Raw genomic sequence first — 25154 nt, 5'->3', positions numbered from 1 at the left:
GCGCCTCCTGGGACCCGCGCCGGGGCCGCTGCGTGGGCGGTGGGAGCCGTCGCCTGTACGGGATGAGCCGGAAGCCGGGCCGGTGGACGCCCGCGGGGGATGCGCCACGGGAGCGTGACCCGGTTCCTACGAGCCGGGAAGCCCCGCGTGTCCGCCCCCGAGTCAGCGATCGGCCGGAACCACCCTGGTCACCCTGCCCTTGAGATCGGCCTCGACGAAGCCGCCGCCGTACTCGTCGGACAGGTAGAACGCCAGACCGAGCGGGGTGTCGAAGGTGTCGTTCGCCGGGTTGACCAGCACGTAGCGGGAGGTGGGCTTGTCGACCTTCAGGTCCTTCTCCGCCCTCGCGATCAGGCCGGGTACGACGTCCCAGTCGAACTCGTCCACGTCGAAGGGGAGATCACCGCCCATGAGGGAACCGCTGATGGACCCCTTGCTCATGCCCTCACCCGGACGGTACGTCCACGTGTCGTACCGTTTGTCGCTGCCCTCCACCATGGCCCACACGGCCACGTACTGCGGATACACGGCCAGGTAACCGGCCCTGTCGGTCCCCGTCTCCTTCTTGATCTCCTTGACCGCCCCTCGGATGCCGTCGGGGGTGAGCAGGTTGTCGGCACCGACCTGCGAGGGCACAGAGGAGGACTTCGACGGTGCGGCGGTCGACGGCGAGGGCGTGGGCGAGCCGCTCTCACCGACCTGTGAGGGGACCTCACGGCCCTTGGCCCCGGCCCCCGTGCCGTCGCCGTCCTCGCCGTCCGGCAGCAGCGTCCACACCAGCACGGCGGTCAGCGCCGTACCCGCGAGCGACGAGGCGACGGCGAGCCGCCGACGCATCGGCCGCCCCCGGGCGGGCTGCCGCGGTGTGGTGGGCGCGGCTTCGGGCTGCGGGGTGGGCTGAGAGGTGGGCGCCCCCGTCGGCACGGCGTCGCGCGGCGACGCTGCGCCCGCCCCTGCGGCTGCGGCCGGTCGTGCCCCGACCTCGGGTGCGCCCGGCGGGGGCGCCAGCCGGTACGAGGTGGCCGTCGACCCGCCGTCCGGTGCGGCGGGCCCGTCCGCGCCCACGGGCGGCGTGGCCGTGGCGTCCACTGCCGTCGGCGGCGGCGCGACGCCGTCGGCCACCGAGGCCAGCAACCGGTCCACGGCGTCGGCACCGGGCCGGGCGGCCGCGTCCCGGACGAGCACGGCGTTCAGCACGTCTGTCAGGGGTCCGGCCTGCCGCGGCGGCGGCACTTCGTCGCTGAGCACGGCCGCCAGCGTCGCGAGCGTCGTACCGCGCCGCAGCGGATGGTGGCCCTCCACCGCCACGTACAGCATCATCGCCAGCGACCACAGGTCGGAACCGGCCCCGCCGCCCTCGCCTCTGACCCGCTCCGGCGCCATGTAGTCGGGAGTGCCGATGAGCGACCCGGTCGTGGTCAGAACGGTCGACTCGCGGATGGCCGCGATCCCGAAGTCGGTGAGCACCGGGCGCCCGTCGGGGCGCAGCAGTACGTTCGCCGGCTTGACGTCCCGGTGCTGGATGCCCATGTCGTGCGCGGCCCGCAAAGCGGCCAGCACCTCCCGGCCCAGCCGGGCGGCCTCGACGGGCGCCATCGGCCCTCGCGCGAGCCGGTCCGCGAGCGACCCGCCGGTCACCAACTCCATGACGAGCCACGGGTAGGTGTCCTCGCCGCCGTCCACCACGTGGTGGATCGTCACGACGTTGGGATGGTCGACGCGGGCGAGCGCACGGGCCTCCCGCAGCACCCGGGCCCGCAGCAGACGGGCCGCCTCCGGGTCGTACTCCGCGAGCCCCGGGTCGGGCGGTCGCACCTCCTTCAGCGCGACGGCCCGGTCCAGCACGGTGTCGCGCGCCCGCCACACCGTGCCCATCCCACCGCCGCCGAGCCGCCCCTCCAGCTCGAACCGGCCGTCGATCACCCGTCTCGCGGGCCCCCCGTCGCTCATGGCGGGAGCATAAGGGACACGGATGACAGCACATGCCGCGGGCGACGGGAGTGGCATCCCGATGGGGAGGATCGCGTGCCGACCGTCAACGTGGCAGTGCTGCTCGCGATCGTCGTCGTTCTTCGGCTGCCCGCCGGGCCGAGCGCCGCCCGGTCAGTCGCCCGCGCAGCCGGACCGAGCCGCACAGCCAGTCGACCGCCCAGCCGCACCAAGCCCGCGCGGCCGGGCCGAGCCGCCCAGCCGGGCCGCGCAGCCGGGCCGCGCAGCCGGGCGACGCGGCACCCGCGGTCGGCGTGCACCGGGCCGGCGACGGACTCACGCCTGCTCGTGTCCCGCCCGCCGGAATCGTACGGAACATGGTTGTTTGGGCGCATGATCAGCAGAGTCCGCGCCCGTGTTCTGCCCGCCTCTCAGCGCCGCTCACTGGACGAGCTGACCGAGGATCTGGACCTGTCGTCCGGGGACACCACGTCCAAGCGCTCGGCTTTCTGGACCATGCTGACGCTGTCGTCGGTCATCGCGGCCGGCGGGGTGATCACCGACTCGACGGCCACCGTGATCGGCGCGATGATCATCGCGCCGCTCTCCACTCCGATCATGGGCATCGCCCTCGGGTCGGTGAAGCGCCGCCGCACCGGATCGGCCAGGACCGTCCTCCTCGCGTGCCTGCTCGTGATCGCGGTCGGGATGCTCATGTCCGTGGCCTTGCCCGGCAACTACGACCTGCTGTCCAACAGTCAGATCGCAGGGCGTACGTCGCCGGGCCTGATGGATCTGATCGCCGCCCTGGCGACCGGTTTCGCCGGTGCGGTGGCGCTGGCCCGCCGGGACGTGGCCGCCGTGCTGCCCGGGGTCGCGATCGCCATCTCCCTCGTCCCACCCCTGGTGGTGGCCGGGGTGTGCCTGGGCGAACTGTCGGGGTGGCTGGCGCTGGGCGCGCTGGTGCTGTTCGTGTCGAACCTCTTCGCCCTGGTCTTCGGGGGCATCGTGGTCTTCGCCTCGCTGGGCTACGCCGCGGAGGCCGACAAGAAGGCCGGTCGGCCCGCCCGCAGGACCTATGCCGCCATGGTCGTGCTGTTCGCCGTCGTGTTCGTTCCGCTGACGGCCAACACCGTGGTCACGCTGCTGCTCAACGTCTGGACCGGCCGGACCAAGGAAGCGGCGCAGCAGTGGCTCGCCGACGAGCCGGGCGCGTCCGTCACGAGTGTCGACGCGACCTCCCGGACGATGTACATCCACGTCCGCACCCCCGGAGACCTCCCGCCGGTGGAGTCCCTGCTCGACCGGCTGGAGGGACGCGTCCCGGACGGCATCCCGGTCGTGGTGGACACGTCCCGTGGTCGCCGCATCGACGCCGGGGTGGTCGGCGACTGAGTGTCGCGACGGCCCGACGCATGGGAGGGCCCTGCCGTTGTCCGGGCCGTCGGCACCGGCGCCGGACCCGGAGGAAACCCCCGGGCGCGGATCCGCGGCGAAGGCGCTCGGCCCTCGCCGCGGAACTGCCCCTCGGGGGTTTCCAGTGTCCGCCTGACGCCCCACAGGAACGAGTCGATCTCGCTGAGGCCACATCGCCTGCCAGGTCGGGGAGTGGGGAGCGTGTGGGCGACACGATCACCTCCGCGTCGCCCACACGGGTCACCGGTCCACGACTACGGACGGTGGCCCCGGCCGCCGCCTACTGCGGGCTTGCGACAGTCGGGGAGGGCGGACGCAGGGGTGGTCGCGGACACGGTGTCGTCGTCCAGGGCGTAGCAGAGCTGCGCGTGGAGGACCTCCGCCTCGGCCGGTGTGAGCCGCAGCGGAAGGTCCGCGGCGAAGGCGCCGTCCCGGCACAGCCAGAGGTCGATGGTGAGGTTGCCGTCGCGCTCCCGCCGCACCCGCTTCCCGGGCACGCGACTGACCTGCATCCGGGGTGCGTTGCTCATGCCGCCACTCCCGTCAGGGCCGTTGCCGGGGCTGGTTGGCCGATCGGGTGCCCGTGGATCACCCACGGGCCGATGTCGATCCCGTCCAGCGCGAGTGCGAGCGCCCTGCGGCGCGAGCGCTGTTCGTGGGCGACCAGGTAGGGGCGCACACGGTAGGCGGACCGGTGGAGGACGTCGTCCTCGCGGCGCGCCCGCCGGAAGAGGTGCGGGGGCAGCATGGGCATCTCGGCGTCGTCACCGAAGACGCGGTAGCCGGGCGGACGCCGACCTGCGTCGGAGGCGGAGGCCGGTACGGGAAGGAGTGCGCGCACGAGGCACGCGAGGACGAGGACGGCGAGGCGCACGAGTGTTCGCGCGCGCCCGGGCCGGTTACGGTTGGGCATGCTGACGCTCCTGAGAGGCGTTGGCCGAGCCCCGGGGTGGTCGCACACCGCCGGGGCGCTCTACATGGCTGGACAGTTACCGGTCGGCTACTGTCCGGAATCACGCTAGCCGCAACAGTGAGTTCGCATCAACATTGATGCGCCAACTCGTTGGGATGGCATATGCCCGAACGAGACGGGTCAGACGAGGTCGTCGAACTCTCCGGCCTTCGCCCCCGCCAGGAACGCCGCGAGCTTGGACGGAGTCGTCCTGACGATCACGCCAGGGTCGTCGCTCTCCCGTACGAGCACCTGCCCATCGACCACCGCCAGCTCCAGGCAGTTTCCGGACTGTTCCGAGTACGAAGCCTTGCGCCACTGAATGTCCAACGTCCTTCACGCCCTCACAGCTCGTGCAGCACCTTGCGAATGAAGTCCCGAGAATGTGTCGCGTCCAAGGCCCTCTGCTCCATGCGGTCCAGTACTGCGCGGTAGTTGGTGAGGTGCGTCTCGGAGTCCAGAAAGGTGACGCCGTTCGGGACATCGATCTGCACGGTGTCCAGTTGCCGGACCGGGCCACTCGCATACATCGTTGAGCTGCCCGCGCTCGGGAACCCGCCGGCGGTGAATGGCACGACCCGCAGGGTCACCGACTCCCGCTCCGACTGCTTGAGCAGCTCCTCCAACTGCCGGCGTACGACGTTGCGATCGCCGAACAGCATCCGCAGGGCCGCTTCGTGGAGGAGGAACGAGCACCGTGGCGGTTCGGTCCGGTCGAGCAGCGCCCGGCGCTGCAACCGGAAGTCGACCTGAAGATCGAGCGCCTGAGGTGTCAGGGGCGGGACGGCCTCTCCGAAGACCGCCCTCGCATAGTCCTCGTGCTGCAACAAGCCGGGCAGGTGCGTGATCTGTACGTGTCGCAGGCCGACTGCGTGGTGCTCCAGCTCGACCAGGTCCAGCATGAAGGAGGCCATCGAATCACGATACGCGTCCCACCAGTTGGAGCCGGACCGCTCTCGGGCCATGTCGGCGAGCGCACCCACGTAGGCCGCATCGGGGCACGAGTAGTTGGCGGCCCACACTCGCACCCGGTCGGCGCTCACACCGAACCGCGCGGACTCGGTGTTGCTGATGGCCGTCTTGTCCACGCGGTGCAGCGCGGCTGCTTCGGTGAGCGACATCCCGACCTGCTCACGCATCCGCCGCAGCTCGGCCCCGAGCCGCCGCTGACGCGCGGTGGGCGGCTTACGGACGGGCATGCATGGCCTCCCGAGGTTTCGCGGGTCGTTCGACTACGCCGCTTGACCGGCCAGGTCACCGCTGAGCAGTTCGGCAGCGAGCCCCTGCTTCATGGTGTGGATCTTCTCAAGCTCGGCGGACTCCGCCGCGATCCGTTGAGTGTGCGGCCCTCAGCCTAGTAGCCGCGAAGGAGCAGTCCGTCCTCGACGAAGGCGAAGACGTCCGTGCAGGGGTCCCACTTGTTCGGATCGGCCGAATCGCAGCGGTCGTTGATCTTCTTCGCGTACCTGCGGGCATTCGCGTAGCGGCTGCCGTCCGCGCTCAGCACCTGGTCCGCGTACACGTGCTTGGACTGCTGCTCGGTGACGGCGCGCGCCCCTCGTCCATAGGTCGCTTGCGCTGCTTGCCCTCGGCGTTGGGGTTGCCGATGTGGCGCTGGACTTGCCGGAGGCGTTGGCGCCGAAGACACCGAGAACGGTGTGGACGGGGAGCCGCCGGCCGTCGGCCACCTTCCCGACGGACAGCCCGGTCAGCAGCGGCTTGCACGGCAACGGGCCGGCCACCACCCGACGCCGCCGTGCCTCACTGCGGCGGCTGACCACCGTAGGGCTGGTGACCGTACGGGGGCTGGGCCGGGGACTGGTGGCCGTACGGGGGCTGCTGGGCGTACGGCTGGTGCTGCGGCGCCGGGTACGGAGGCTGCGGCCCGCCGTAGGGCTGCTGGGCGTACCCCTGCTGCGGGCCGGGCCCGTACTGCTGCGGCTCGTGCCACTGGGCGGGCGGCAGGCTGCCGGGCGGGAGGTAGGAGACCTGGCCGGGGGAGGGCTCGTGACGCACGAAACCCGCGGCCTCAAGGTGTGCGGCGGCCCTTTTGTGGCGCGCGAAGTTGAACCAGACGCCGAGGCCGACGAGCGCGGCGAGGAAGCACACGTAGCCGAGAGCCAGGCCAGGACTGCCGCCCAGGGAGCCGAGCGGGCGCAGGCTCGCCAGCAGGAGCGCGATCCCGATGACCGGCAGCCGCCTCAGCAGCGCGGCTCTGCTGCTCAGGTCGAACAGAACCCGCTTCTTGTTGAGTTCCAGCACTTGCTGCGGGATCTCGGGGATCCGGGGTGCGTACGGCCAGTACTGCGCGGCACGCGCCTGCGCCTGCGGGCTCGGGTCGGGAGTGAAGGCCAGCTTGATGGAGAAGACCTCCTGCCGGGCCCCGGCGTACTGGTAGCCGAACAGCTCGGCGACGCACACCAGCGTCGCGAGCCGCTTCGTCATCGACATCTTGGTTGTGAACTCGAACGGCATGCCCCGCCGCATGCTGTCGAACAACTGCGTCGTCTGGCGATCCGCCATGTGTCTTCACCCCTGAACCGGCCTCGGCAGTGCTCCCGCCTCGGCGCCGGCGTGAACATTCGGAACACGCAGCCTAACCAGCCGTGTGCACGGCGGGGAGAGGCCCCTGCCCGCCTCGTACGCCGGCGGACCTCGGCCGTCATTCGTGCGTCACCGCGCGGACCGTCCACCGTCAGGCGGACGCCGGCGGTCGGGACCGGGCACCCTCGGGCGAGGACACCCGACCGCCCACCGCCGCACCGGCTGACTCCCCCGGCGGGAACCGACGCGAAGGCCCCGGACGCCGATTCGCGTCCGGGGCCTCGCACCGTGTCCGTCCAGCCCGGCAGGCCTACAGGAACGAGTTGATCTCGATCGTCTCGGTCCGGCCGGGGCCGACGCCGATCGCCGAGATCGGGGCGCCGGACATGTCCTCCAGCGCCTTCACGTACGCCTGCGCGTTCTTCGGGAGGTCGGCGAAGGTCTTCGCCTTGGTGATGTCCTCGGACCAGCCCGGCAGCATCTCGTACACCGGCTTCGCGTGGTGGAAGTCGGTCTGCGAGTACGGCAGCTCCTCGACCCGCTTGCCGTCGATCTCGTAGGCGACGCAGACGGGGATCTGCTCCCAGCCGGTGAGGACGTCCAGCTTGGTGAGGAAGAAGTCGGTCAGACCGTTGACCCGGGTCGCGTAGCGGGCGATGACCGCGTCGAACCAGCCGCAGCGGCGGTCGCGGCCGGTGGTGACGCCGCGCTCGCCGCCGATGCGGCGCAGCGCCTCGCCGTCCTCGTCGAACAGCTCGGTCGGGAACGGGCCCGCGCCGACGCGGGTCGTGTACGCCTTGAGGATGCCGATGACCCGGCTGATCTTCGTCGGCCCGACGCCGGCGCCGGTGCATGCGCCGCCCGCGGTCGGGTTGCTCGACGTCACGAAGGGGTACGTGCCGTGGTCGACGTCGAGGAGGGTGCCCTGGCCGCCTTCGAAGAGGACGACCTTGCCCTCGTCGATGGCGTTGTTCAGGATCAGCGTGGTGTCCGCGACGTACGGCTTGATCTGCTCCGCGTACTGGAGCATCTCCTCGACGATCTTCTCCGCCTCGATCGCGCGGCGGTTGAAGACCTTCGTCAGCAGCTGGTTCTTGGTGTCGAGGGCCGCCTCGACCTTCTGCATCAGGATCGACTCGTCGTAGAGGTCCTGGACACGGATGCCGACCCGGTTGATCTTGTCGGCGTACGTCGGTCCGATGCCGCGGCCCGTGGTGCCGATCTTGCGCTTGCCGAGGAACCGCTCCGTCACCTTGTCGACGGTGACGTTGTACGGGGTGATCAGATGGGCGTTACCGCTGATCATGAGCTTGGACGTGTCGACGCCGCGGTCGTTCAGCCCGCTCAGCTCGGAGAGCAGAACCGCCGGGTCCACAACGACGCCGTTGCCGATGACCGGAGTACATCCGGGCGAGAGGATTCCGGAAGGGAGGAGATGCAGCGCATACTTCTGGTCGCCGACGACGACCGTGTGGCCGGCGTTGTTGCCGCCCTGGTAACGCACCACATAGTCGACTGATCCACCGAGCAGGTCGGTGGCCTTTCCCTTGCCTTCGTCACCCCACTGAGCACCGAGCAGCACAAGTGCGGGCACAGGCGTACACCCCTTCCGGGCGGGGCAAGACCAAGGTCAGGGGGCTGGAGCCGTGCCTGAGTCCTGGGACAGGTTGCCCCGGAATAGACGAAGCCCCTGGCGCAATAGCGCAAGGGGCTCTTGCACAAAGATGCTACCCGAGGAAGGACCGAGGTGTCGGCTCACGACCAGCTGCTGGTGGTCATCGACCCGGTCGCCCGCCGAATGGACGGCGAATCCGTGCGCATCGCGAAAGATGTGCTGTGCGGCGGGTCGGAGGCGAAAATCTGTTTCCCGCAGGGTCCGGAGGAGTTCGCCCGTGCACTGGCCCGGCGGGGTCCGCGCAGGCCGGTGGTGGTGGGGGACGACCGGGCGCTGTTGCGGGCGGTGGCGCTGCTGCACCGCGACCGATGGCTGGGCGACGGTGTGCTCGCGCTGGTCCCGGTGGGCGCCTCGGTGGGGCTCGCGCACTCGCTCGGCGTGCCCGCCGGGGCGGTCGCCGCGGCCAGGGCCGTGCTCGACGGCAGCCCGCGGCGGCTGGACCTGCTGGTGGACGAGAGCGACGGCGTGGTGCTGGGCGACCTGTCGATCCCCGTGTCCCATCGGACGGCGTCGCGCATGGAGGCGGCATCGGTGTGGACGACGGCCCGCTCCCTGGTCCGCACGCTCGTGCGCCCCGTTCCCGCGACCGCTCCGGTCCGTACGCACCGGCTGCGGGTGGAGGCGGACGGCGTCCTGCTGACCGATCTCGACCGCCCGGTGGAGGACGTGACCGTACGCGCGGGTCTCGGCGGCCGCGCGGAGGTCGTCGTACGGCACGGTTCCGCGGAGGAGCCACTGCGGGCGAACGCCCGGTCCCTCACGGTCTCCGGCCCGGACTTCCGCTACCGGGCCGACGCCCACGTCACGGGCCCGGTCCGGACGCGGACGTGGACGGTGCGTGCGGGGGCCTGGGGGCTGACTTTGCCGGTGGCATAGTCTCGTGCCCCCCTCGGACCGGGGTTTCACATGAGCAGGACCGCCAAGGCGGCGGGCGACCTCGCCGCGACCGTGGACGGGTTCCACGCCTACCGCAGGCGGGCCGGGTTCTGGGCGGCGGCCGGTACGGCGCTGTTCGCGGCAGGCGCGCTCCTGGCCGGCATCGTGCCGACAGACGTCCTCGACGACATCGCCGTCGGGGCGATGGGGCTGAGCACCGTGATGTGCGCCGTGGGATTCGGCTCCCTCTTCCTGGCACGGCGGATGCGCCGCGTCCTGACGGCCGGACCCCGGCGGGCCTGCGCGGCCCTCGCCGTGCCGCGGAGCCTGCACGCTGCCACGGTCGGGCCGCTGCCCGCGGCCAGCGGCCATCCCGGCTGAACCGCTGCTCGCGACCGGGCTGTCCCGCGGCCGCTGGGTGGGCAGCCACCTGGCCGTGGCCATGGCGGGCGGTACGGCGCTGCTGCTGCTGGCGGGGCTCGGCTTCGGCCTCTCGGGGGCGGCGTCGGCGTCGGACGGCGCACTGTTCCTCGAACTGCCGGGCGCGGCGCTCGCGTACGCACCGGCGCTGTGGGTCACGGCCGGAGTCGCGGTGGTGATCTTCGGCTGGTTCCCGAAGGCGAGCGCGGCGGCGTGGATCGTGCCGGTGTACGCGTTCGTGGTCGGGTACCTGGGGCGGCTGCTGCGGTTCCCCGACTGGATGGGCGACCTCTCGCCGTTCGGACACGTCCCGCAGCTGCCGGCGGCGGAGATGAGCTGGACGCCGATGGTGGTCCTGACGCTGGTGGCGGCGGGACTGGTGTGGGCCGGGCTGGAAGGGTTCAGGAGGCGGGACCTGGAGACGAAGTAGGAGGCGCGGGTCCGCGTGGCGGCGCGGGTGGCGCCCGGAGGCGCGGGTCCGCGTGGCGGCGCAGGTCCGCATGGAGGCGCGGGTCCGCGTGGCGGCGCGGGTGGCGCCCGCGGCGGGCCGTCCCCTCCCCGCCCACCACGCGCGACCCGTCACAGCTCCACCCGCAGCTCCTCCACCCCCCGGATCACGAAGCCCGGCTTCCAGCGCGGCTCCTCCACCAGCCGCATCCCCGGCGCCTGCCGCAGCAACTCGCCGAACGATGCCACCAGTTCGACGCGGGCCAGCGGTGCGCCCAAGCAGTAGTGGATGCCCGCGCCGAAACTGACGTGCGGGTTGTCCGCGCGCGTCAGGTCCAGCGTGTCAGGGCGGTCGAACCGCGCGCCGTCGCGGTTGGCGGAGCCGAACAGCAGGGCCAGTTCGGAGCCGCGCGGGACGACCGTGCCGTCGATCTCGATGTCGTCGAGCACCCAGCGCTCGAAGAGCTGGAGCGGGCTGTCGTAACGCATCAGTTCTTCCACGGCACTGGACAGCAGCGAGTGGTCCGCCCGCAGCGCGGCCAGCTGCTCGGGGTGGCGGAAGAGCGTCCACCAGCCGTTGGCCGTGGTGTTGACCGTCGCCTCGTGCCCCGCGTTCAGCAGCAGCACACACGTGGAGACCATCTCCTGTTCGCTGAGCCGGTCGCCCTCCTCGTGCGCGGCGATCAGCGCGGAGATCAGGTCCTCTCCCGGGTCCGCGCGCCGCAGCGCGATCAGCTCCCGCAGGTAGGCGCTGAATTCGAGCGAGGCCCGCACCGCCCGCGCCGCCGTCTCCTCCGGCGGGTTCAGCTCGTACATGCCGCAGATCTCCGCCGACCAGGGCCGCAGCAGCGTGCGGTCGGACTCGGGGATGCCCAGCATCTCGGCGATCACCGCCACCGGCAGCGGCTCCGCGACCTCGGCGAGCAGGTCCCCGCCACCCGCCTTCTTGAAGTCGGCGACCAGACCGGCCGCCAGCCGCCGCACGACCGGTTCCAGTCTCTGCACGGTCCGCGGGGTGAACGCCTTCGTCACCAGGCGCCGGATCCGGGTGTGGTCGGGGGCCTCCAGATCCAGCAGCCCGTGGTCGTTCAGCGTGTGGAACGGCTCGTGCGCGGCGGGCGGCGGGGTGCGGCCGAACTCCTCGTGGGTGAAGCGGTGCAGATACGTCCGCCCCAGCCGCCGGTCCCGCAGCAGCGCCGACACCTCCGCGTGGTGCGGTACGAGGAACTGCCGCGTCGGCTCGTACCAGTGCACCCGGCCCCGCGCCCGCAGCTCGGCGAAGGCGGGGTACGGGTCGGCGACGAACGAAGGCGACCAGGGCTCGAAGGGCAAGGGCACGTCACTCGAAGCGTCCATGGCCGGACGCTAACCGCCGCTACCCGGGCGTGACCAGCCTCGCCTCGTACGCGAACACCGCCGCCTGTGTACGGTCGCGCAGCCCCAGCTTCACCAGGACCCGGCTCACATGCGTCTTGATGGTCGACTCGGCGACGACCAGATGCGAGGCGATCTCCGCGTTGGACAGGCCCTGCGCGATCAGTACCAGGACCTCCGTCTCGCGCTCCGTCAGGTCGGCGACCTGTGTCATCGCGGCAGGACGCGGAGTGTCGGAGAGCTTGGAGAACTCGGTGATCAGGCGGCGGGTGACGGTCGGCGCGAGCAGTGCCTCGCCGGCCGCCACGATCCGCACCCCGTCGGCGAGCTGCCGGGCGGAGGCGTCCTTCAGCAGGAAGCCGGAGGCCCCGGCGCGCAGCGCCTGGTACACGTACTCGTCCAGGTCGAAGGTGGTGAGCACCAGCACCTTGGACTCGGCGTGCGCGGCGACGATCTCGCGGGTCGCCTCGATGCCGTTGAGCTCCGGCATGCGGATGTCCATCAGGACGACGTCGGGCGCGAGCTCGGCGACCTTGGTGACGGCCTCGCGGCCGTTGACCGCCTCACCGATGACCTCGATGTCGGGCATGGCGTTCAGCAGGACGGAGAAACCCTCGCGGACCATGATCTGGTCGTCGACGATGAGGACCCGGATCGTCATGACGTCTCCTCGGAGGCGGCGGTCGGTGCGGCGACGGGGATGAACGCGGTGACCGCGTAACCGCCGTCCTCCGTCGGCTCCGCGGTCATCTCGCCGCTCAGCATCGTCACACGCTCCCGCATCCCCGTGATGCCGTGACCCGCTCCCGGTGACGCCTTGACCAGCCCCCGCGGAGCGGTGTTGACGATCCGCAGGCCCAGGCCGCCGAGGACGTACGAGAGCTCCACCTTGGCGGTGGAGCCCGGCGCGTGGCGCAGCGCGTTGCTGAGCGCCTCCTGGATGATCCGGTACGCGGACAGCTCCACGCCCTGCGGAAGGTCGCGGACCGCGCCGGTGATCGTCTTCTCGGTCTCGAGGCCGGCCTCGCGGACGTTGGCCAGCAGATGGCCGAGGTCGGCGAGGACGGGCTGCGGGGCGTCGGGGGCCTGGTAGTCCTCCGCTCGTACGACGCCGAGGATGCGGCGCAGCTCGGTCAGCGCGGCGACCGCGTTCTCCCGGATCGTGGCGAACGCCTTCTCCAGTTCCTCCGGCGGGTTCTCCACCCGGTAGGGCGCGGCCTCCGCCTGGATGGCGACGACGGACATGTGGTGGGCGACCACGTCGTGCAGTTCCCGGGCGATGGTGGTCCGCTCCTCCAGGAGGGTGCGCCGGTCGCGCTCGGTGGCGGTGACCGTCTGCTGGGCGGCGACCTGCTGCTTCGCCTCACGCCGGACGAGGAACATGCTCACCATCAGCAGAAGGACCGCCGAGGTGAAGAGCATGGGCGCCGCACCGGGGCCGTAGCCGCGGCTGATCACCGTGTCGGCGAACATCCCGTACGCCGCGGTGATCACCCACATCCAGGCGGCCGTCCGCGGGCGGGTCCGCAGGGCCACGACGATCATCACGGTCAGGTGGGAGAGGAACCCGGCCGGCGCCCAGGGCCAGTCGCCCCAGGAGCCCAGCACCGCCACGAACGGTGTGCTCGCGATCGAGACCCACCATGCGCCCACCGGTCTGACCAGGGTCATCACGACGGCCGCCGCGGGGACGAAGCCGCCGACGACGAAGGCGAGGCCGCCCTCGTCGTCGGCGTAGGCGAGCAGCAGTGTGCACAGGGCGAGGAACAGCACCACGGCGTGCGGGAGCCACACCGCGCCCCGGCGTATCCGCTCGCCCGGCAGCCGGCGGACCAGCGGCCCTTCGACGCTCAGCGGCGGCAGCGGCCGGTAGGCGAACGCGTCGTGGACGAGGTCCTGGCGGAGGCCGCTGAGCGCTCCCTGGGCCAGGTCGTATTCGGGGCTGCGGGTCTTCTGGGTCACGTAATGAAGGTAAGCGGGCGGCGGGTCCCCGGTCGTCAGCATCACTGCGGATCCTGGGGCGTCCGCCTTGAGTACTACCTGATGGGGCCGGGGTTTCGGTACGCGGCGGGACGCGTCGGCCCGTCTCGCACGCGACGACGACGCCGAGTGCGGTCACGGAGCGGGTACGGCGGGTACGGGCACGGCCGCTCGGGGCCCCGCCCGTACCGTGCCGCGTCAGCCGCGGAAGGCGTCCGCGTGCTCCTCGGCCCACCGGGCGAAGGTGCGCGGCGGGCTGCCCGTGACCTTCTCGACCGTGTCGACCACGGTGCGCCCTTCGACAGGCGTGTTGCCGTAGACGTCCAGCAGGAAGCCGATGACGTCCTCCGGCTGCCCGGCGGCCCGCCACTGCCGCACCGCCTGCTGCTCGCTCAGTTCGACGAGCCGGATCTTCCGGCCCCGGGCGGCGGCGAGGGCGTCGACCTTGTCCTTGAGGGTCAGCACCTGCGGGCCGGTGATCAGGTACTCCTGGCCCGCGTGGCCGTCCTCGGTGAGGGCGACGGCCGCGACGGCGCCGATGTCGGCTTCGTGGACCATGGCGCTGAGCCTGCCGACGAACGGTTCGCGTACCTCCGCGTCGGCGCGGACGCTCTCCGCCCATTCAAGGGCGTTGGCCATGAACTCGACGGGCATCAGCACGGTCCAGGCGAGGTCGCTCCCCCTGACCGCGTCCTCCAGCGGGCTCGGACCACCGCCGTGCAGCACGGTGACGCGCCGTACGCCGGCCGCCTCGGCCAGCTCCATGATGCGCGGGCCGGTCTCCAGTGGGGCGAAGTACGGACCACCGAAGGTGATCAGGTGCAGGCCCGTGACGCCCTCCAGGGCGGCGGCCAGGGTCTCGGCATCGGTGAGGTCGCCCCGCACCACCTCGACGCCATCGGGGAAGTCGGCTTTCGCCGGGTCGCGGGTCAGGGCGCGGACGGGCTTTCCGCGGCGGAGGAGTTCCGCCACCACCTGGCGGCCGACGGTTCCGGTTGCTCCGGTCACGAGATTCGTCATGGGAAGAACGTAGGAAGCCTTGCGGTCAGGTTCTGTCCGCTTCTACCAGGCGAGTTGAGCGATTTCCTCCGCCACCACCGCGCAGGCGTCGGCCGTCGGATCGATCAGCGGAAAGTGCCCGACCTCGTCCAGCAGCGTCAACCCCACGGTCTCGCCCGCCTTGGCCGCCGCGTCGACGTAGGCGTCCGCGACGTCCTGCGGGACGACGATGTCCGTGCGCCCCTGGACGACGACGGTGGCGATACCGGTCGGCACCAGAACGGCGGGATCGGCGTGCGGCGCACGCTTCTCGTACCCACCCTCGCCGCCCAGCAGTTGAGGGACCGCGCCGCCGCACACCCCGAGATCGACGGCAGTCGCGAAGTCGGCGATCGGGGCGAGCGCGACGACGCCGCGCAGCGGGGGCGGCGCCGCCAGCCGCCACGGCGAACCGGTCGGCAGCACATGCCGGGCGGCCGCCCACAGCGCGAGATGACCGCCCGCGGAGTGCCCGGTCACCACGATGCGCCGCGGATCGGCCTGCGGCAGCGCCTGTCGCGCCAGGTCCGGGAGCGCGTCCATCGCGGCGGCCACGTCGTCGAACGTGTCCGGCCACCGGCCCGCGACCGGCTCGGCCCCCGCGCCGTCGTCGCGACCCCGCCGGTACTCGACGTTGGCCACGGCCAGTCCGCGGCCGGCGAGGAACGCCGCGAACGGCGTGACGTGCCATCGGTCGTACGGCGCGCGCCACGCCCCGCCGTGCAACACGACCACGAGCGGCGCACCGTCCTGCCCGCCACGCGGCGCGTAGAAGTCCACGATCCGGTCGGGGCCGTCGCCGTACGCGGCGGACGCGTCGGGCTCGACGGCGGGGTGCGACAACGCCGAGGCTTCCTCGGAGGCGTCTCGGGCGACGAGGTCCGGCATGTGGTGCTCCAACAGTCCTGCGAGGCCGATGGGTTCGCTCTGATCAGCGCGGACGCTACCACTGGCGTCAGGATTCGGTCGGCCTGGCGTGGCTGCCCCGCGACGAACGAACCCATGCCCGGGGTCGTCGTGATCAGCCCTTCCTCCCGGAGCGTTCCCCAGGCCGCCCGATGCGCTCGACCTGCCGGCGACCGGTCTGCGCGACCGGGCGGAGGGCGAGCACTGACGCGACGGGCCCCGGGGGCGTGCGCCCCCGGGGCCCGACCGGTCAGCCGGCCAGCACGTCGGCCAGGACCCGTGCCGCGCGTTCGGTGTCCGCGAAGCCCACGTACAGCGGCGTGAAGCCGAACCGCAGGATGTCCGGACGCCGCAGGTCCCCCACGACGCCCCGGGCGATCAGCTCCTCCATCACCCGCGCCGCGTCCTCGCACCGCAGCGCGACCTGGCTGCCGCGGGCGGCGTGGTCTGCGGGGGTCAGGGACGTGACCGGCCCCGCCGGGACGTACGCCTCGACGCACTCCAGGAAGAAGTCCGTCAGGGCCAGGCTCTTGGCTCTGACCTGCTCGATCGCGATGCCGTTCCAGACGTCCAGCGCCGCCTCGAGGGCCAGCATGGACAGGATGTCGGGCGTGCCGACCCGGCCGCGGGTCGACCCGGGGGCCGCCTCGTAGCCGGGGGTCATCGCGAACGGATCGGCGTGCGACGTCCACCCGGGCAGGGGCGAGTCGAAGGACGCCTGATGCCGCTCGGCGACGTACAGGTACGCGGGCGAACCGGGGCCGCCGTTCAGGTACTTGTAGGTGCAGCCGACGGCGAGGTCGACGCCGTGCGCGTCCAGACCGACGGGCAGCGCGCCCGCACTGTGGCACAGGTCCCAGACCGCGAGCGCGCCCGCGTCGTGGATCGCCGCCGTGAGACGGGGCAGGTCGTGGAGGCGGCCCGAGCGGTAGTCCACGTGGTTGAGGAGCACCACGGCCGTGGCCGGGCCCAGCGCCGACGCCACGTCCGACGGGTCGACGGGCACGATCCGGTGACCGGTCATCCGGGCGGCGGAGGACGCGATGTACCCGTCCGTGGGGAACGTCGTGGCATCGACCAGGATGTCCGTACGGGCCGGGTCGTCGAGGAGCCGCACCGCGCCGACGACGGCCTTGAAGACGTTGACGCTCGTGGAGTCGCCGACCACGATCTGCCCGGGAGCGGCGCCCACGAGGGGCGCGATCCGGTCCCCGATGCGCTCGGGCGCCGTCCACCAGTCACCCTCGGTCCACGAGCGGATGCGCAGCCGCCCCCACTGGCGGTTCACCACGTCGGCGACCCGCTCGGGGACGTGCGCGGGCAGCGCGCCCAGTGAGTTGCCGTCGAGGTAGACGGTCCCGTCGAGGGTGAACAGCTTGCGCGCACCGGCGAGTTCGTCTGCGGCGTCGAGCGCCGCGGCCCGCTGGGCCAGGTACTCAGACATGGCTGCGCGCCGTCCACAGCTCGGGGAAGACGTTCTTCCCGGCGCGCTTCTCCAGCCAGGCCACACCGGCGGAGCCACCGGTGCCGACCTTGGAGCCCATGGCCCGCCGGGTCGCCACGAGATGGTCGTTGCGCCAGCGCCACACCAGCTCGCCGACGTCGGTGAGCGCCTCGCCGAGCCGCACCAGCTCGGTCTCCTGGTCGCCCGCGTACACCTCGGCCCAGACCTGCTCGACGGCCTCCGACGGCTCGTACTTCTGCGACAGGTCCCGCTCCAGCACCTCGGCCGGCACCGCGTACCCGCGCCGGGCGAGGAGCCGCAGCACCTCGTCGTAGAGGCTCGGCTCGTGCAGTGCCTTCTCCAGCTCGGCGTGCACGCGCGGGGCGCCGCGGTGCGGTACGAGCATGGACGCGGACTTGTCGCCGAGCAGGAACTCCATCCGCCGGTACATCGCCGACTGGAAGCCGGAGCCCTCGCCGAGGGCGTCGCGGTAGGCGTTGAACTGCGCGGGCGTCAGATGGGCGATCGGCTTCCACGAGGCGTTGAGCGCCTCCAGCTCGCGCCCCGACCGCTTCAGCGCGTCCATCGCCACGGGGATCCTGTCCTCGCGCAGGGCGCGTGCGGCGGTCTCCCACTCGTGGACGACGACGGTGAACCACAGCTCCATGACCTGGGTGGTGACCAGGAAGACCATCTCACCGGGGTCGTCCGACCGCGGATGCTGGAGGTGGGTGAGGACGTCCGCCTGGACGTAGTCCTCGTACGGCGTGGTGCCCGCGAAATCCAGATTCGGGGCGGCGTCATGTGACATCTCTGTCTCCTCGACGATCCGGGTAGCGGTCCGCCCCTTCCTGTTCCGGTGTGGGCCCCGGTCCCCACCGGCATCATAAACAGAACTTCACGCGGGCGGACCGGTGAGATACGTACCTTCGTCGTCGTACGGCCAGGCGTTGGAGACGCATCCGTTCAGGCCCTTGATCTGCTGCATCATCACCGGCGCGGGCTTGCCGGGGCCGGGGCAGCCCATGTGCTGCCGGATGCCGATCTCGTGGCCGACCTCGTGGTTGATGATCAGATGCCGGTACTCGGCCGGCGTCCCCGCGAAGGTGGGCGAGCCCAGCAGCCAGCGCTTCAGGTTCACCACGACACCCTCGACGGTCTCGCAGTTCAGCTCGCCCCGGGTGTTGAGCCCGACGGCGAGGCAGAGCTTGTCCGCGGTGGCGGGGGTGGCGATCCTGATCACGAAGTCGGCGTTCGACGAGACGAGCTGGAAGCGGCCCCGGCCGTTCGCGGCCCAGCCGCGGGGGTGGGCGAGGATCTGCTGGATCTCGGCGGCCGCCTGCCGGGCGGAGACGTCGATGCCGTCCTCGACCTCGACCCGGTAGCGGCGCAGCGTGCCGCTACCGCCGGTCGCCTCGCCGCTCGCCTGCGCCGCGGTGAACGTCCCGGGACCGGAGGCGGGGACCGTGGGCTTCTCGCTCTTCGACGGGGACGGCGACGGCGACTGTTCGGGCTTCGGCGAGCTCTTGGGGCTCTTCGGGCCCTTCGACGGGGACGGGGAGCCTGTTCCGGGTGACGCCTCGGCGGAGATCAGGGGCGCGGCCTCCGGCCGGGAGCCCTCGGCGGAGATCCCTGCGGGCGGGGCGCCCCGCCAGTGTGCGAGCGCGGCTCCCGCGCCCACGGACATGAGTGCCAGGCAGCCGCCCAGCAGAACTATCGGTCCGGTCTGACGGCGCCGGGCCGTACTCCGGCGGCTCCGTCTGCGGCTGCGCCCCTGACGAGCGGCGGCACGCTGGCCCAAGACAGTCCTCTCCCCCGCTTCGGCCGACGTTGGGGGAGAGGACGGATGGGCCTCTCCTCCGCACCGGCTGCGGTTCACTGAAACAGCAGTACGAAGTGCGATCGTACCCGGCCGTCGACCGGCTCTCCGGGGTCCGGGAAGCCGGCCCCGGGCCTGGCGACGGCACGGTTGCGGCACGGTTGCGGCACGGTGCCGCACAGCCGACGACCCGGTACGCAGCAGACGCCGCACGGCAGACGCCACACGGCCGACGACCCGGCACCCGGCGTTCGCCGGCGCCGGCTCATCGCCGCTGATGTAGCCGTGCCAGTAGCCCTTCAAGAGCACCTGGCATGCGATGGGTCGACGACCTGCTCCGCATCTTCGGCATGGATCGGTCATGAACGAACGGAGCCGGGCCTCCGACCACAACGGGGACCCGGCGCCCCCGTGTCACCGGAGCACCGGCTCGATGTCCGCTGGATCGAAGATCGGCCCGTTGGACGCGGGCTTGACGATGACCGCACGGAAGACCTTGAGGACGGCGGCGCGCTGCTGCTCGATCGTCAGCTTCTCCCACCGCTCCCGGATGTCGATGGGGGCGGCCGCGAACGTCGCGGCCTCGGCGCGGTGCAGGGCCCGCTCCCGCTGAAGTTCCGCGATCTGCTTCTCCAGGTCTTCGGTGAGCGCGATATAGCGGGCGGCCGACATGCGCTTCTCCTGCCACGCCTGCTTGAACTCGGCCATGTCCCCCTCCAGGGAGGCCAGCTGCTCCTCCTTCGTCCATTCGGGAGCGCGCTCACGGACGTTCGCGAGCGCCTTGTCCGAGCTGAGGAAGACAGCCTTCCTGATGAGGCGGTCGACCGGTTCACCCGCCCTGGCCACTCCCCCGCATCCGCCGTCGTTCTTTCCGGGGCACGCGTACCTGAACTGCGACGACGTCTTCGACTTCCGGTACGACGGGAAGGCCCGCATCTTGGCGCCACACCTTCCGCACCGGGCGATGCCGGAGAGAAGATACTTGGTGGCGTAGTCCCGTACCTCCCGCCCCTGCGACTCCCGCCTGACCTTCTCCGTGAGCAGGTACCAGTCGTCGGGGTTGACGATCGGCTCCCAGTCGCCGACGACGGGCTCACCGCGTTCGTCCAGGAACAGCTCACCCTGGTGCATCCGGTAGCCGCAGATCCGCGGGTTCATCAGCATCCGCTTGATCTTGGAGTCGTCGAAGAAGCCGCCACTGTGCGACCTGACCCCCTTGTCCCGCCAGTCACGCGCGATCGACGCCCACCGAATGCCGCCCAGGAAATCCTTCACCGCCTTGCGGAGGTTCTCGGCCTCTTCCGGGACCGGCGTCCTGCGGTCCTCGCGGTTCCATCCGTACGGTGCCCGGCCGCCGGGGAGCCTGCCCTGCGACGCCAACTCCAGGTGCTTGCGCTTCGTGCGCCGCGAGGTGTCCGCCGAGGACTTGTTGGCGATGTTGACCTTGATCCGCGCGATGAACCGGCCGTTCTCCGTGGACAGGTCGATGTCCGACGCGGAGACGGAGTCGAAGACGAGGTGGCACTTCCGGCGCTCGGCGTCCTCGTACTCGTCGATCCACGCCTCCAGTTCACGCGGCTGTCGCGTGAAGCGGTCGATGTCCCAGGCGACGACCCCGTCGATCCGACCGGCCTTCAAGTCCTCCAGCATCTGCCGGAACTCGGGTCGTACCGTCTTGCGCTTGTACGCGGAGAGGTCGTTGTCCTCGTAGACCTTGGCGACCCCCCACCCCCGGGCAGCGCAGTGCAGTCGGCAGTCTTCTTCCTGCCGCGCGACGCCCAACCCCTCGGCCTCGTCGTCCTTGCTGATCCGGGTGTAGATGCCCACCTGTACGGCCCTCGAGGACCCCCGTCGTGCCGCCATGCGCCGGATCGTCGCATATCACCATCGGTTACATCAGCCGCTGTTCTCATGTCTACCTGGCCCACGGCCGACAGTGCTCATGGGCATCCCGAATCCCTGTCCGCAGGTGGCAGACTGCTTCCATGACGACGCACAAGAACCTGCTCGGCGGCCCGGACCCGACGTACCTGCCGGAGAATGAAGAGGCGTACCGCCTGCTAGGGGAGGAATCCCAGCCCCCGGTCGAGGTCGCGGCGAAGCACCCCACGTTCTCGCTCGCCTGGGCGATGCTCGCCGACGACGCCTTCGAGGCGGGGCGAGTTGTCGAGTCGTACGCCTACGCGCGCACCGGTTATCACCGCGGTCTGGACTCGCTGCGCCGTGCCGGGTGGAAGGGACATGGCCCCATCCCTTGGGACCACCGGGCCAATCGCGGGTTCCTGCGCTGCCTCGCCGCCCTCGCCCGTGCCGCCGGCGAGATCGACGAGAAGGACGAGACGGAGCGTTGCTGGCAGTTCCTCAAGGACAGCAGTGCCGAGGCGTACACCGAGCTGAAGCGGTAGTCACCGCCGCTGAAACGTCTGTGCCGCCGTCACTCAGACAGCGACGGCGGCGCAGGGTGCAGAAACTGAACGATTACATGTAGCACCCTTCTCCCCCTGCACTGGGCCGTGGCCCTTCCAGCCGTCGCGGCGCAGCGCGTCGAGGCCGCGGTGGTAACCGGTGCGGGCGTAGGCGTACGACTCGACGGCACGGCCGTTCTCGAAGGCTTCGTCGGCGAGCTGCGCCCGGGCGAGGGAGCTGGTCGGGTGGCGGGCGGCGACGTCGGCGGCGGCGGTGCCGCCGGCCAGGAGCTCGCGCGGGCCGGGCTCGTCGGGCAGGTGGGTCGGGGGCGGGCCCCCGAGGAGGTCCTCGTGGATCGACATGGTCCCCGGTCTCACAGGTCCGGCGGTGCTCCGGGGCCGCCGGGCCCACGCCCGCGGGCGTCCGGACGGCCCGCGTCGCCGGAGCCCGGCGGCTCGAGCGGCGGCGCGGCGACACCGCAGTTGACCTTGCACTCGGGATGGCAGAACTCGGCGTCCTCCGCCGGGACCCGTATCGTCCGCCAGGCGATCAGCGCACCGGCCACCAGCACACCGGCGCACATCGGGATCGCCCGCCGGTACGTCTCCCCGAACTCCGTCGCCGAGCGGTACGACTCCGGTCCCATGCCCGCCAGCAGCGGCAGCGCGGCCACCGCGAGCAGGCCGGCCGCACGGGCCGCCGCGTTGTTGATGCCGCTGGCGATGCCCGCCCGGCCGGTCTCCACGGACGCCAGCACGGTCGCCGTCAGCGGCGCGACGAGCGTGACCATGCCGAGGCCCATGACCAGCAGCGCGGGCAGGACGTCGGCGACGTAGGACGCGTCCTCGCCGATCCGCAGCGTCAGCATGATTCCGGCCGCGCAGAGCAGCGGACCGACCGTGAGCGGGATGCGCGGGCCGATCCGGTCGCCCAGCGCGCCGGAGCGCGCGGACAGCAGCAGCATCAGCACGGTGGTGGGCAGCAGTGCGATGCCGGTGGCGAGGGCCGAGTAGCCGGAGACGACCTGGAGCTGCAGGACGATCAGGAAGAAGAAGCCGCCGAACGCGGCGTACACGCAGAGGGTCACCACGTTCACGGCGGTGAACCGGCGTGACGCGAAGATCGACAGGGGCAGCATCGGTTCGGGTGCCCGCCGTTCGAGCAGGACGAACGCCACCGCCGTCGCCACGCCCAGGAGCCCGGCCCACACGGTCGCGGCGATCAGCGCGTACGTCACGAGGCCCAGGGCCACAGCGCACAGCAGTGCGCCGAGCACGTCGAAGCGGCCGGTGGCCCTGGGGTCTCGGGATTCCGGTACGTGCCGCAGCGCCACGGGCACGCACAGCAGCGCGAGCGGCACGTTGAGGAGGAAGACCCACCGCCAGCCGGGTCCGTCGACCAGCCAGCCGCCGACGAACGGCCCGACCGCCGCGCCGACGCCACCGAGCCCGGACCACAGGCCCACCGCGCGGGAGCGGTCGTCGGGGTGGAAGCTCGCCTGGATCAGTGCCAGGGATCCGGGGGTGAGCAGGGCGCCGCCGATGCCCTGGAGGGCGCGGGCGGCAACGAGTACGCCGCCGTTCGGCGCGATCCCGCACAGCAGGGAGCCGAGGGCGAACCAGACCACGCCGAGTACGAAGATCCGGCGGCGTCCGTAGCGGTCGCCGAGTGCCCCGCCGAGCAGGATCAGCGCCGCCAGCGTCAGCATGTACGCGTTGACGGTCCACTGGAGGACGGCCAGGTCGGCGTCGAGGTCCTCGCCGATACGGGGCAGTGCGACGTTGACGACGGTCGAGTCGAGCATGGCCATGCCCGAGCCGAGGACGGTCGTCAGCACCACCCATCGGCCGGTGGCCGACGACAGCCTGATGCTCCCCGGGCCGGTGTCCATACCCGGGATCATTCCAGCCGTGGGCGGGTCAGACGAGTCGGCGAAGGGCCCGGATCAGGGCGTCGGCGCCGTGTTCCGCCTTGCTGCGGGGGCAGCCCACGTTCAGCCGGACGAAGCCCTCGCATCCGTATGTCGTGCCCGGCATGACGGCGACCTGCTCCCGTTCGACCAGCTCGCGCTGGAGGGCCGTGTCGTCGATGCGTGAGCCCACACCGAGCGGTCTCAGGTCGATCCAGGCGAGGTAACCGGCCTGCGGCGGCCGCCAGCCGAGCTGCGGGAACGCCGCTGTGAGCCGGTCGGCGAGCATGCGCAGGTTGTCGGCCACACAGGCGTTGAGCGCGTCCAGCCATGGCCCGCCCTCGCGGTACGCGGCGATGTGGGCGGTCAGCGACAGTACGGCCGGAGAGGCCAGGCCCTCGCCGGTCCGCATCCGGCGCAGGAACTCCGCGTGGTCGTCGGCGTCGCCGATGATGCTGTACGAGCCGGTCAGCGCCGGGAAGTTGAACGCCTTGCCGGCGGAGGTGATCAGCGCCCAGCGGCCGGTGCCGTAGCGGGTCCAGGGCAGCAGTCCGTCGACACCGAACCGGTCGGCGACGCCGTCCCTTCCCCTACCTTCGGTGGGGAGACCCCATGCACGCACCGGGTGCCCCGCCGGTCGACGACGGCATCGAAGTCAAAGGTCATGTCGCTCCCTCCCCGGAGCGGACACACCGCAGGCCCGGCGCCCCGCGAAGGGTGCCGGGCCTGCGGTGACTGCTGACGACCACGTGATCCTGCCGGACCTGCTTCGCCCTGGTGGACTACTTGAGCCTGGTGCCGGTGGAGCGCAGGGCCGCGCACGCCTCGGCGACACGGGTGGCCATACCGGCCTCGGCCGCCTTGCCCCAGGTGCGCGGGTCGTAGGTCTTCTTGGAGCCGACCTCGCCGTCGACCTTCAGTACGCCGTCGTAGTTCTTGAACATGTGGTCCGCGACGGGGCGCGTGAAGGCGTACTGGGTGTCGGTGTCGAGGTTCATCTTCACGACGCCGTTCTCCAGCGCGGTGGCGATCTCCTCGGCGGTCGAGCCGGAGCCGCCGTGGAAGACGAAGTCGAACGGGTCGGCCTTGCCGTACTTGGCGGCGACACCGGCCTGCAGGTCCTTCAGCAGCTCGGGACGGAGCACGACGTTGCCCGGCTTGTAGACGCCGTGCACGTTGCCGAAGGAGGCGGCCAGCAGGTAGCGGCCCTTGTCGCCGAGGCCGAGGGCCTCAGCGGTGCGCAGCGCGTCGTCGACGGTGGTGTACAGCTCGTCGTTGATCTCGTGGGTGACGCCGTCCTCCTCGCCACCGGTCGGGGTGATCTCGACCTCGAGGATGATCTTGGCGGCGGCGGCCTGCGCCAGCAGCTCCTGACCGATGGCCAGGTTGTCGGCGAGGGTCTCGGCCGAACCGTCCCACATGTGGGACTGGAACAGCGGGTTGCGGCCGGCCTTCACGCGCTCGGCGGAGACGTCGAGCAGCGGGCGGACATAGCCGTCCAGCTTGTCCTTCGGGCAGTGGTCGGTGTGCAGCGCGACGGTGATGTCGTACTTGGCCGCGACGATGTGCGCGAACTCGGCCAGGGCGACGGCGCCGGTGACCATGTCCTTGTTGTGCTGGCCACCCAGGAACTCGGCACCGCCGGTGGAAATCTGGATGATGCCGTCGCTCTCGGCCTCCGCGAAGCCACGCAGGGCCGCGTGCAGAGTCTGGGACGAGGTCACGTTGATGGCCGGGTAGGCAAACTTGCCCGCCTTCGCCCGGTCGAGCATCTCGTTGTAGACCTCGGGAGTCGCGATGGGCATGTGTCCGCTCCTTGTGATGTGCGGGTGTGTGGTACGGGGTCCGGGGTGTCCCGGTGAGACCCAGTGCCCTGACCTTGGGCGACGTCATCGTCGCGGCCCATCTTTCCAGACTCCCGGCCCGCGTCCACCATGCCTGCCGTGCCCGCAACCCGAAGGGGCGTGTTGTTTCACGTGAAACAACACGCCCCTTCGCGTCGATGCAGGTCAGCCCGTG

The 25154-nt window shown here is 71.5% G+C and carries 23 protein-coding genes and 3 pseudogenes; 5 read left to right on the top strand and 21 right to left on the bottom strand.

Annotated elements, in window-relative coordinates; genetic code table 11:
- Positions 1-162 precede the first annotated feature (162 nt).
- A complete protein-coding gene (locus AB0903_RS27065) occupies positions 163-1950 on the bottom strand; it encodes a protein kinase (protein ID WP_366707114.1) in 1788 nt (595 codons plus the stop codon).
- A gap of 372 nt (positions 1951-2322) precedes the next feature.
- On the opposite strand from AB0903_RS27065, the gene AB0903_RS27060 reads away from it, so the two are divergent.
- Positions 2323-3324, top strand: a complete 1002-nt coding sequence (locus tag AB0903_RS27060) for a TIGR00341 family protein (protein ID WP_366707112.1) — start codon at positions 2323-2325, stop codon at positions 3322-3324.
- A 275-nt stretch (positions 3325-3599) separates the two neighbouring features.
- On the opposite strand, the gene AB0903_RS27055 is transcribed toward AB0903_RS27060, so the two are convergent.
- The 7 genes from AB0903_RS27055 to AB0903_RS27025 form a co-directional block, all read right to left on the bottom strand.
- Positions 3600-3875, bottom strand: coding sequence for a hypothetical protein (locus AB0903_RS27055; RefSeq protein ID WP_366707110.1), 276 nt, complete (start codon positions 3873-3875; stop codon positions 3600-3602).
- Positions 3872-4258: a hypothetical protein gene (locus AB0903_RS27050; RefSeq protein WP_366707108.1), complete on the bottom strand. Its 387-nt coding sequence runs from the start codon at positions 4256-4258 to the stop codon at positions 3872-3874. Before AB0903_RS27050 ends, AB0903_RS27055 begins: the two co-directional genes overlap by 4 nt.
- Before the next feature lie 180 nt (positions 4259-4438).
- The gene (locus AB0903_RS27045; RefSeq protein WP_366707106.1) at positions 4439-4627 is read right to left on the bottom strand and encodes a DUF397 domain-containing protein; all 189 of its coding nucleotides are present in this window, start codon (positions 4625-4627) and stop codon (positions 4439-4441) included.
- 14 nt (positions 4628-4641) lie between these two features.
- Positions 4642-5496: a helix-turn-helix transcriptional regulator gene (locus tag AB0903_RS27040; RefSeq protein WP_366707104.1), complete on the bottom strand. Its 855-nt coding sequence runs from the start codon at positions 5494-5496 to the stop codon at positions 4642-4644.
- Between the two features lie 155 nt (positions 5497-5651).
- Positions 5652-5819, bottom strand: coding sequence for a hypothetical protein (locus AB0903_RS27035; protein ID WP_366707102.1), 168 nt, complete (start codon positions 5817-5819; stop codon positions 5652-5654).
- 239 nt (positions 5820-6058) lie between these two features.
- Positions 6059-6820: a hypothetical protein gene (locus AB0903_RS27030; RefSeq protein WP_366707100.1), complete on the bottom strand. Its 762-nt coding sequence runs from the start codon at positions 6818-6820 to the stop codon at positions 6059-6061.
- Between the two features lie 331 nt (positions 6821-7151).
- Positions 7152-8435: an adenylosuccinate synthase gene (locus AB0903_RS27025; protein ID WP_366707098.1), complete on the bottom strand. Its 1284-nt coding sequence runs from the start codon at positions 8433-8435 to the stop codon at positions 7152-7154.
- A gap of 153 nt (positions 8436-8588) precedes the next feature.
- Here AB0903_RS27025 and AB0903_RS27020 point away from each other — a divergent pair, with 153 nt between their 5' ends.
- The 3 genes and pseudogenes from AB0903_RS27020 to AB0903_RS27010 all read left to right on the top strand — a co-directional run.
- On the top strand, positions 8589-9392 hold the full coding sequence (locus AB0903_RS27020) for a diacylglycerol kinase (RefSeq protein ID WP_366707096.1): 804 nt from the start codon (positions 8589-8591) through the stop codon (positions 9390-9392).
- A 30-nt stretch (positions 9393-9422) separates the two neighbouring features.
- A complete protein-coding gene (locus AB0903_RS27015; protein ID WP_366707094.1) occupies positions 9423-9773 on the top strand; it encodes a hypothetical protein in 351 nt (116 codons plus the stop codon).
- Positions 9769-10242: pseudogene (locus tag AB0903_RS27010) on the top strand (ABC transporter permease); the annotation flags it as partial. The gene AB0903_RS27015 and the pseudogene AB0903_RS27010, both read left to right, overlap by 5 nt.
- Positions 10243-10391: 149 nt before the next feature.
- On the opposite strand, the gene AB0903_RS27005 reads toward AB0903_RS27010, so the two are convergent.
- The 9 genes from AB0903_RS27005 to AB0903_RS26965 all read right to left on the bottom strand — a co-directional run bounded on the left by AB0903_RS27005 (position 10392) and on the right by AB0903_RS26965 (position 20683).
- Positions 10392-11615 carry a cytochrome P450 gene (locus AB0903_RS27005; RefSeq protein ID WP_366707092.1) on the bottom strand — a complete coding sequence of 408 codons (1224 nt, stop codon included), beginning with the start codon at positions 11613-11615 and terminating at the stop codon, positions 10392-10394.
- Positions 11616-11634: 19 nt separating this feature from the next.
- Complete coding sequence (locus tag AB0903_RS27000) at positions 11635-12294, bottom strand: response regulator transcription factor (RefSeq protein ID WP_366707091.1); 660 nt, start codon at positions 12292-12294, stop codon at positions 11635-11637.
- Positions 12291-13637 (bottom strand): histidine kinase, encoded by a 1347-nt coding sequence (locus AB0903_RS26995; RefSeq protein ID WP_366707089.1) that lies wholly within the window; start codon positions 13635-13637, stop codon positions 12291-12293. Before AB0903_RS26995 ends, AB0903_RS27000 begins: the two co-directional genes overlap by 4 nt.
- A gap of 174 nt (positions 13638-13811) precedes the next feature.
- Positions 13812-14633: an NAD(P)H-binding protein gene (locus tag AB0903_RS26990; RefSeq protein ID WP_366707087.1), complete on the bottom strand. Its 822-nt coding sequence runs from the start codon at positions 14631-14633 to the stop codon at positions 13812-13814.
- Positions 14634-14675: 42 nt separating this feature from the next.
- Positions 14676-15539: an alpha/beta hydrolase gene (locus AB0903_RS26985; protein WP_366707085.1), complete on the bottom strand. Its 864-nt coding sequence runs from the start codon at positions 15537-15539 to the stop codon at positions 14676-14678.
- A gap of 268 nt (positions 15540-15807) precedes the next feature.
- Positions 15808-17001, bottom strand: a complete 1194-nt coding sequence (gene kynU / locus AB0903_RS26980) for a kynureninase (RefSeq protein WP_366707083.1) — start codon at positions 16999-17001, stop codon at positions 15808-15810.
- Positions 16994-17812, bottom strand: a complete 819-nt coding sequence (locus AB0903_RS26975; RefSeq protein ID WP_366707081.1) for a tryptophan 2,3-dioxygenase family protein — start codon at positions 17810-17812, stop codon at positions 16994-16996. The genes kynU and AB0903_RS26975 overlap by 8 nt, the downstream gene beginning before the upstream one ends.
- 87 nt (positions 17813-17899) lie before the next feature.
- The gene (locus AB0903_RS26970; RefSeq protein ID WP_366707079.1) at positions 17900-18688 is read right to left on the bottom strand and encodes a DUF3152 domain-containing protein; all 789 of its coding nucleotides are present in this window, start codon (positions 18686-18688) and stop codon (positions 17900-17902) included.
- Between the two features lie 546 nt (positions 18689-19234).
- A complete protein-coding gene (locus AB0903_RS26965; RefSeq protein WP_366707077.1) occupies positions 19235-20683 on the bottom strand; it encodes a recombinase family protein in 1449 nt (482 codons plus the stop codon).
- A gap of 122 nt (positions 20684-20805) precedes the next feature.
- Here AB0903_RS26965 and AB0903_RS26960 point away from each other — a divergent pair, with 122 nt between their 5' ends.
- Positions 20806-21225 carry a DUF3151 domain-containing protein gene (locus tag AB0903_RS26960; protein WP_366707075.1) on the top strand — a complete coding sequence of 140 codons (420 nt, stop codon included), beginning with the start codon at positions 20806-20808 and terminating at the stop codon, positions 21223-21225.
- Between the two features lie 99 nt (positions 21226-21324).
- Here AB0903_RS26960 and AB0903_RS26955 read toward each other — a convergent pair.
- The 4 genes and pseudogenes from AB0903_RS26955 to fbaA all read right to left on the bottom strand — a co-directional run.
- A pseudogene (locus tag AB0903_RS26955) lies at positions 21325-21588 on the bottom strand (DUF3151 family protein); the annotation flags it as partial.
- Positions 21589-21599: 11 nt separating this feature from the next.
- Positions 21600-23117 (bottom strand): MFS transporter, encoded by a 1518-nt coding sequence (locus AB0903_RS26950; RefSeq protein ID WP_366707073.1) that lies wholly within the window; start codon positions 23115-23117, stop codon positions 21600-21602.
- 28 nt (positions 23118-23145) lie between these two features.
- Positions 23146-23682, bottom strand: a pseudogene (locus AB0903_RS26945) (aminotransferase class I/II-fold pyridoxal phosphate-dependent enzyme); the annotation flags it as partial.
- A 235-nt stretch (positions 23683-23917) separates the two neighbouring features.
- Positions 23918-24940 carry a class II fructose-bisphosphate aldolase gene (gene fbaA, locus AB0903_RS26940; RefSeq protein WP_366707071.1) on the bottom strand — a complete coding sequence of 341 codons (1023 nt, stop codon included), beginning with the start codon at positions 24938-24940 and terminating at the stop codon, positions 23918-23920.
- Positions 24941-25154: the final 214 nt, after the last annotated feature.

The sequence above is a fragment of the Streptomyces sp. NPDC048389 genome (assembly GCF_040706335.1).
Taxonomy (GTDB): Bacteria; Actinomycetota; Actinomycetes; order Streptomycetales; family Streptomycetaceae; genus Streptomyces.
The sequence above is the reverse complement of the archived record's forward strand: the minus strand, read 5'-3'. Positions and strand labels throughout refer to the sequence as shown.

Excerpts from the sequence above, each read along its gene's own strand:
- kynU (WP_366707083.1), bottom strand. The coding sequence starts at position 17,001 with ATGTCTGAGTACCTGGCCCAGCGGGCCGCGGCGCTCGACGCCGCAGAC.
- AB0903_RS26975 (WP_366707081.1), bottom strand. The coding sequence starts at position 17,812 with ATGTCACATGACGCCGCCCCGAATCTGGATTTCGCGGGCACCACGCCG.
- fbaA (WP_366707071.1), bottom strand. The coding sequence starts at position 24,940 with ATGCCCATCGCGACTCCCGAGGTCTACAACGAGATGCTCGACCGGGCG.
- AB0903_RS27040 (WP_366707104.1), bottom strand. The coding sequence starts at position 5,496 with ATGCCCGTCCGTAAGCCGCCCACCGCGCGTCAGCGGCGGCTCGGGGCC.
- AB0903_RS27060 (WP_366707112.1), top strand. The coding sequence starts at position 2,323 with ATGATCAGCAGAGTCCGCGCCCGTGTTCTGCCCGCCTCTCAGCGCCGC.
- AB0903_RS27050 (WP_366707108.1), bottom strand. The coding sequence starts at position 4,258 with ATGCCCAACCGTAACCGGCCCGGGCGCGCGCGAACACTCGTGCGCCTC.
- AB0903_RS27005 (WP_366707092.1), bottom strand. The coding sequence starts at position 11,615 with ATGGACGCTTCGAGTGACGTGCCCTTGCCCTTCGAGCCCTGGTCGCCT.
- AB0903_RS26995 (WP_366707089.1), bottom strand. The coding sequence starts at position 13,637 with ATGCTGACGACCGGGGACCCGCCGCCCGCTTACCTTCATTACGTGACC.
- AB0903_RS27015 (WP_366707094.1), top strand. The coding sequence starts at position 9,423 with ATGAGCAGGACCGCCAAGGCGGCGGGCGACCTCGCCGCGACCGTGGAC.
- AB0903_RS26990 (WP_366707087.1), bottom strand. The coding sequence starts at position 14,633 with ATGACGAATCTCGTGACCGGAGCAACCGGAACCGTCGGCCGCCAGGTG.
- AB0903_RS27055 (WP_366707110.1), bottom strand. The coding sequence starts at position 3,875 with ATGAGCAACGCACCCCGGATGCAGGTCAGTCGCGTGCCCGGGAAGCGG.
- AB0903_RS27065 (WP_366707114.1), bottom strand. The coding sequence starts at position 1,950 with ATGAGCGACGGGGGGCCCGCGAGACGGGTGATCGACGGCCGGTTCGAG.
- AB0903_RS26985 (WP_366707085.1), bottom strand. The coding sequence starts at position 15,539 with ATGCCGGACCTCGTCGCCCGAGACGCCTCCGAGGAAGCCTCGGCGTTG.
- AB0903_RS26960 (WP_366707075.1), top strand. The coding sequence starts at position 20,806 with ATGACGACGCACAAGAACCTGCTCGGCGGCCCGGACCCGACGTACCTG.
- AB0903_RS27030 (WP_366707100.1), bottom strand. The coding sequence starts at position 6,820 with ATGGCGGATCGCCAGACGACGCAGTTGTTCGACAGCATGCGGCGGGGC.
- AB0903_RS26950 (WP_366707073.1), bottom strand. The coding sequence starts at position 23,117 with ATGGACACCGGCCCGGGGAGCATCAGGCTGTCGTCGGCCACCGGCCGA.
- AB0903_RS26965 (WP_366707077.1), bottom strand. The coding sequence starts at position 20,683 with ATGGCGGCACGACGGGGGTCCTCGAGGGCCGTACAGGTGGGCATCTAC.
- AB0903_RS26970 (WP_366707079.1), bottom strand. The coding sequence starts at position 18,688 with ATGTCCGTGGGCGCGGGAGCCGCGCTCGCACACTGGCGGGGCGCCCCG.
- AB0903_RS27000 (WP_366707091.1), bottom strand. The coding sequence starts at position 12,294 with ATGACGATCCGGGTCCTCATCGTCGACGACCAGATCATGGTCCGCGAG.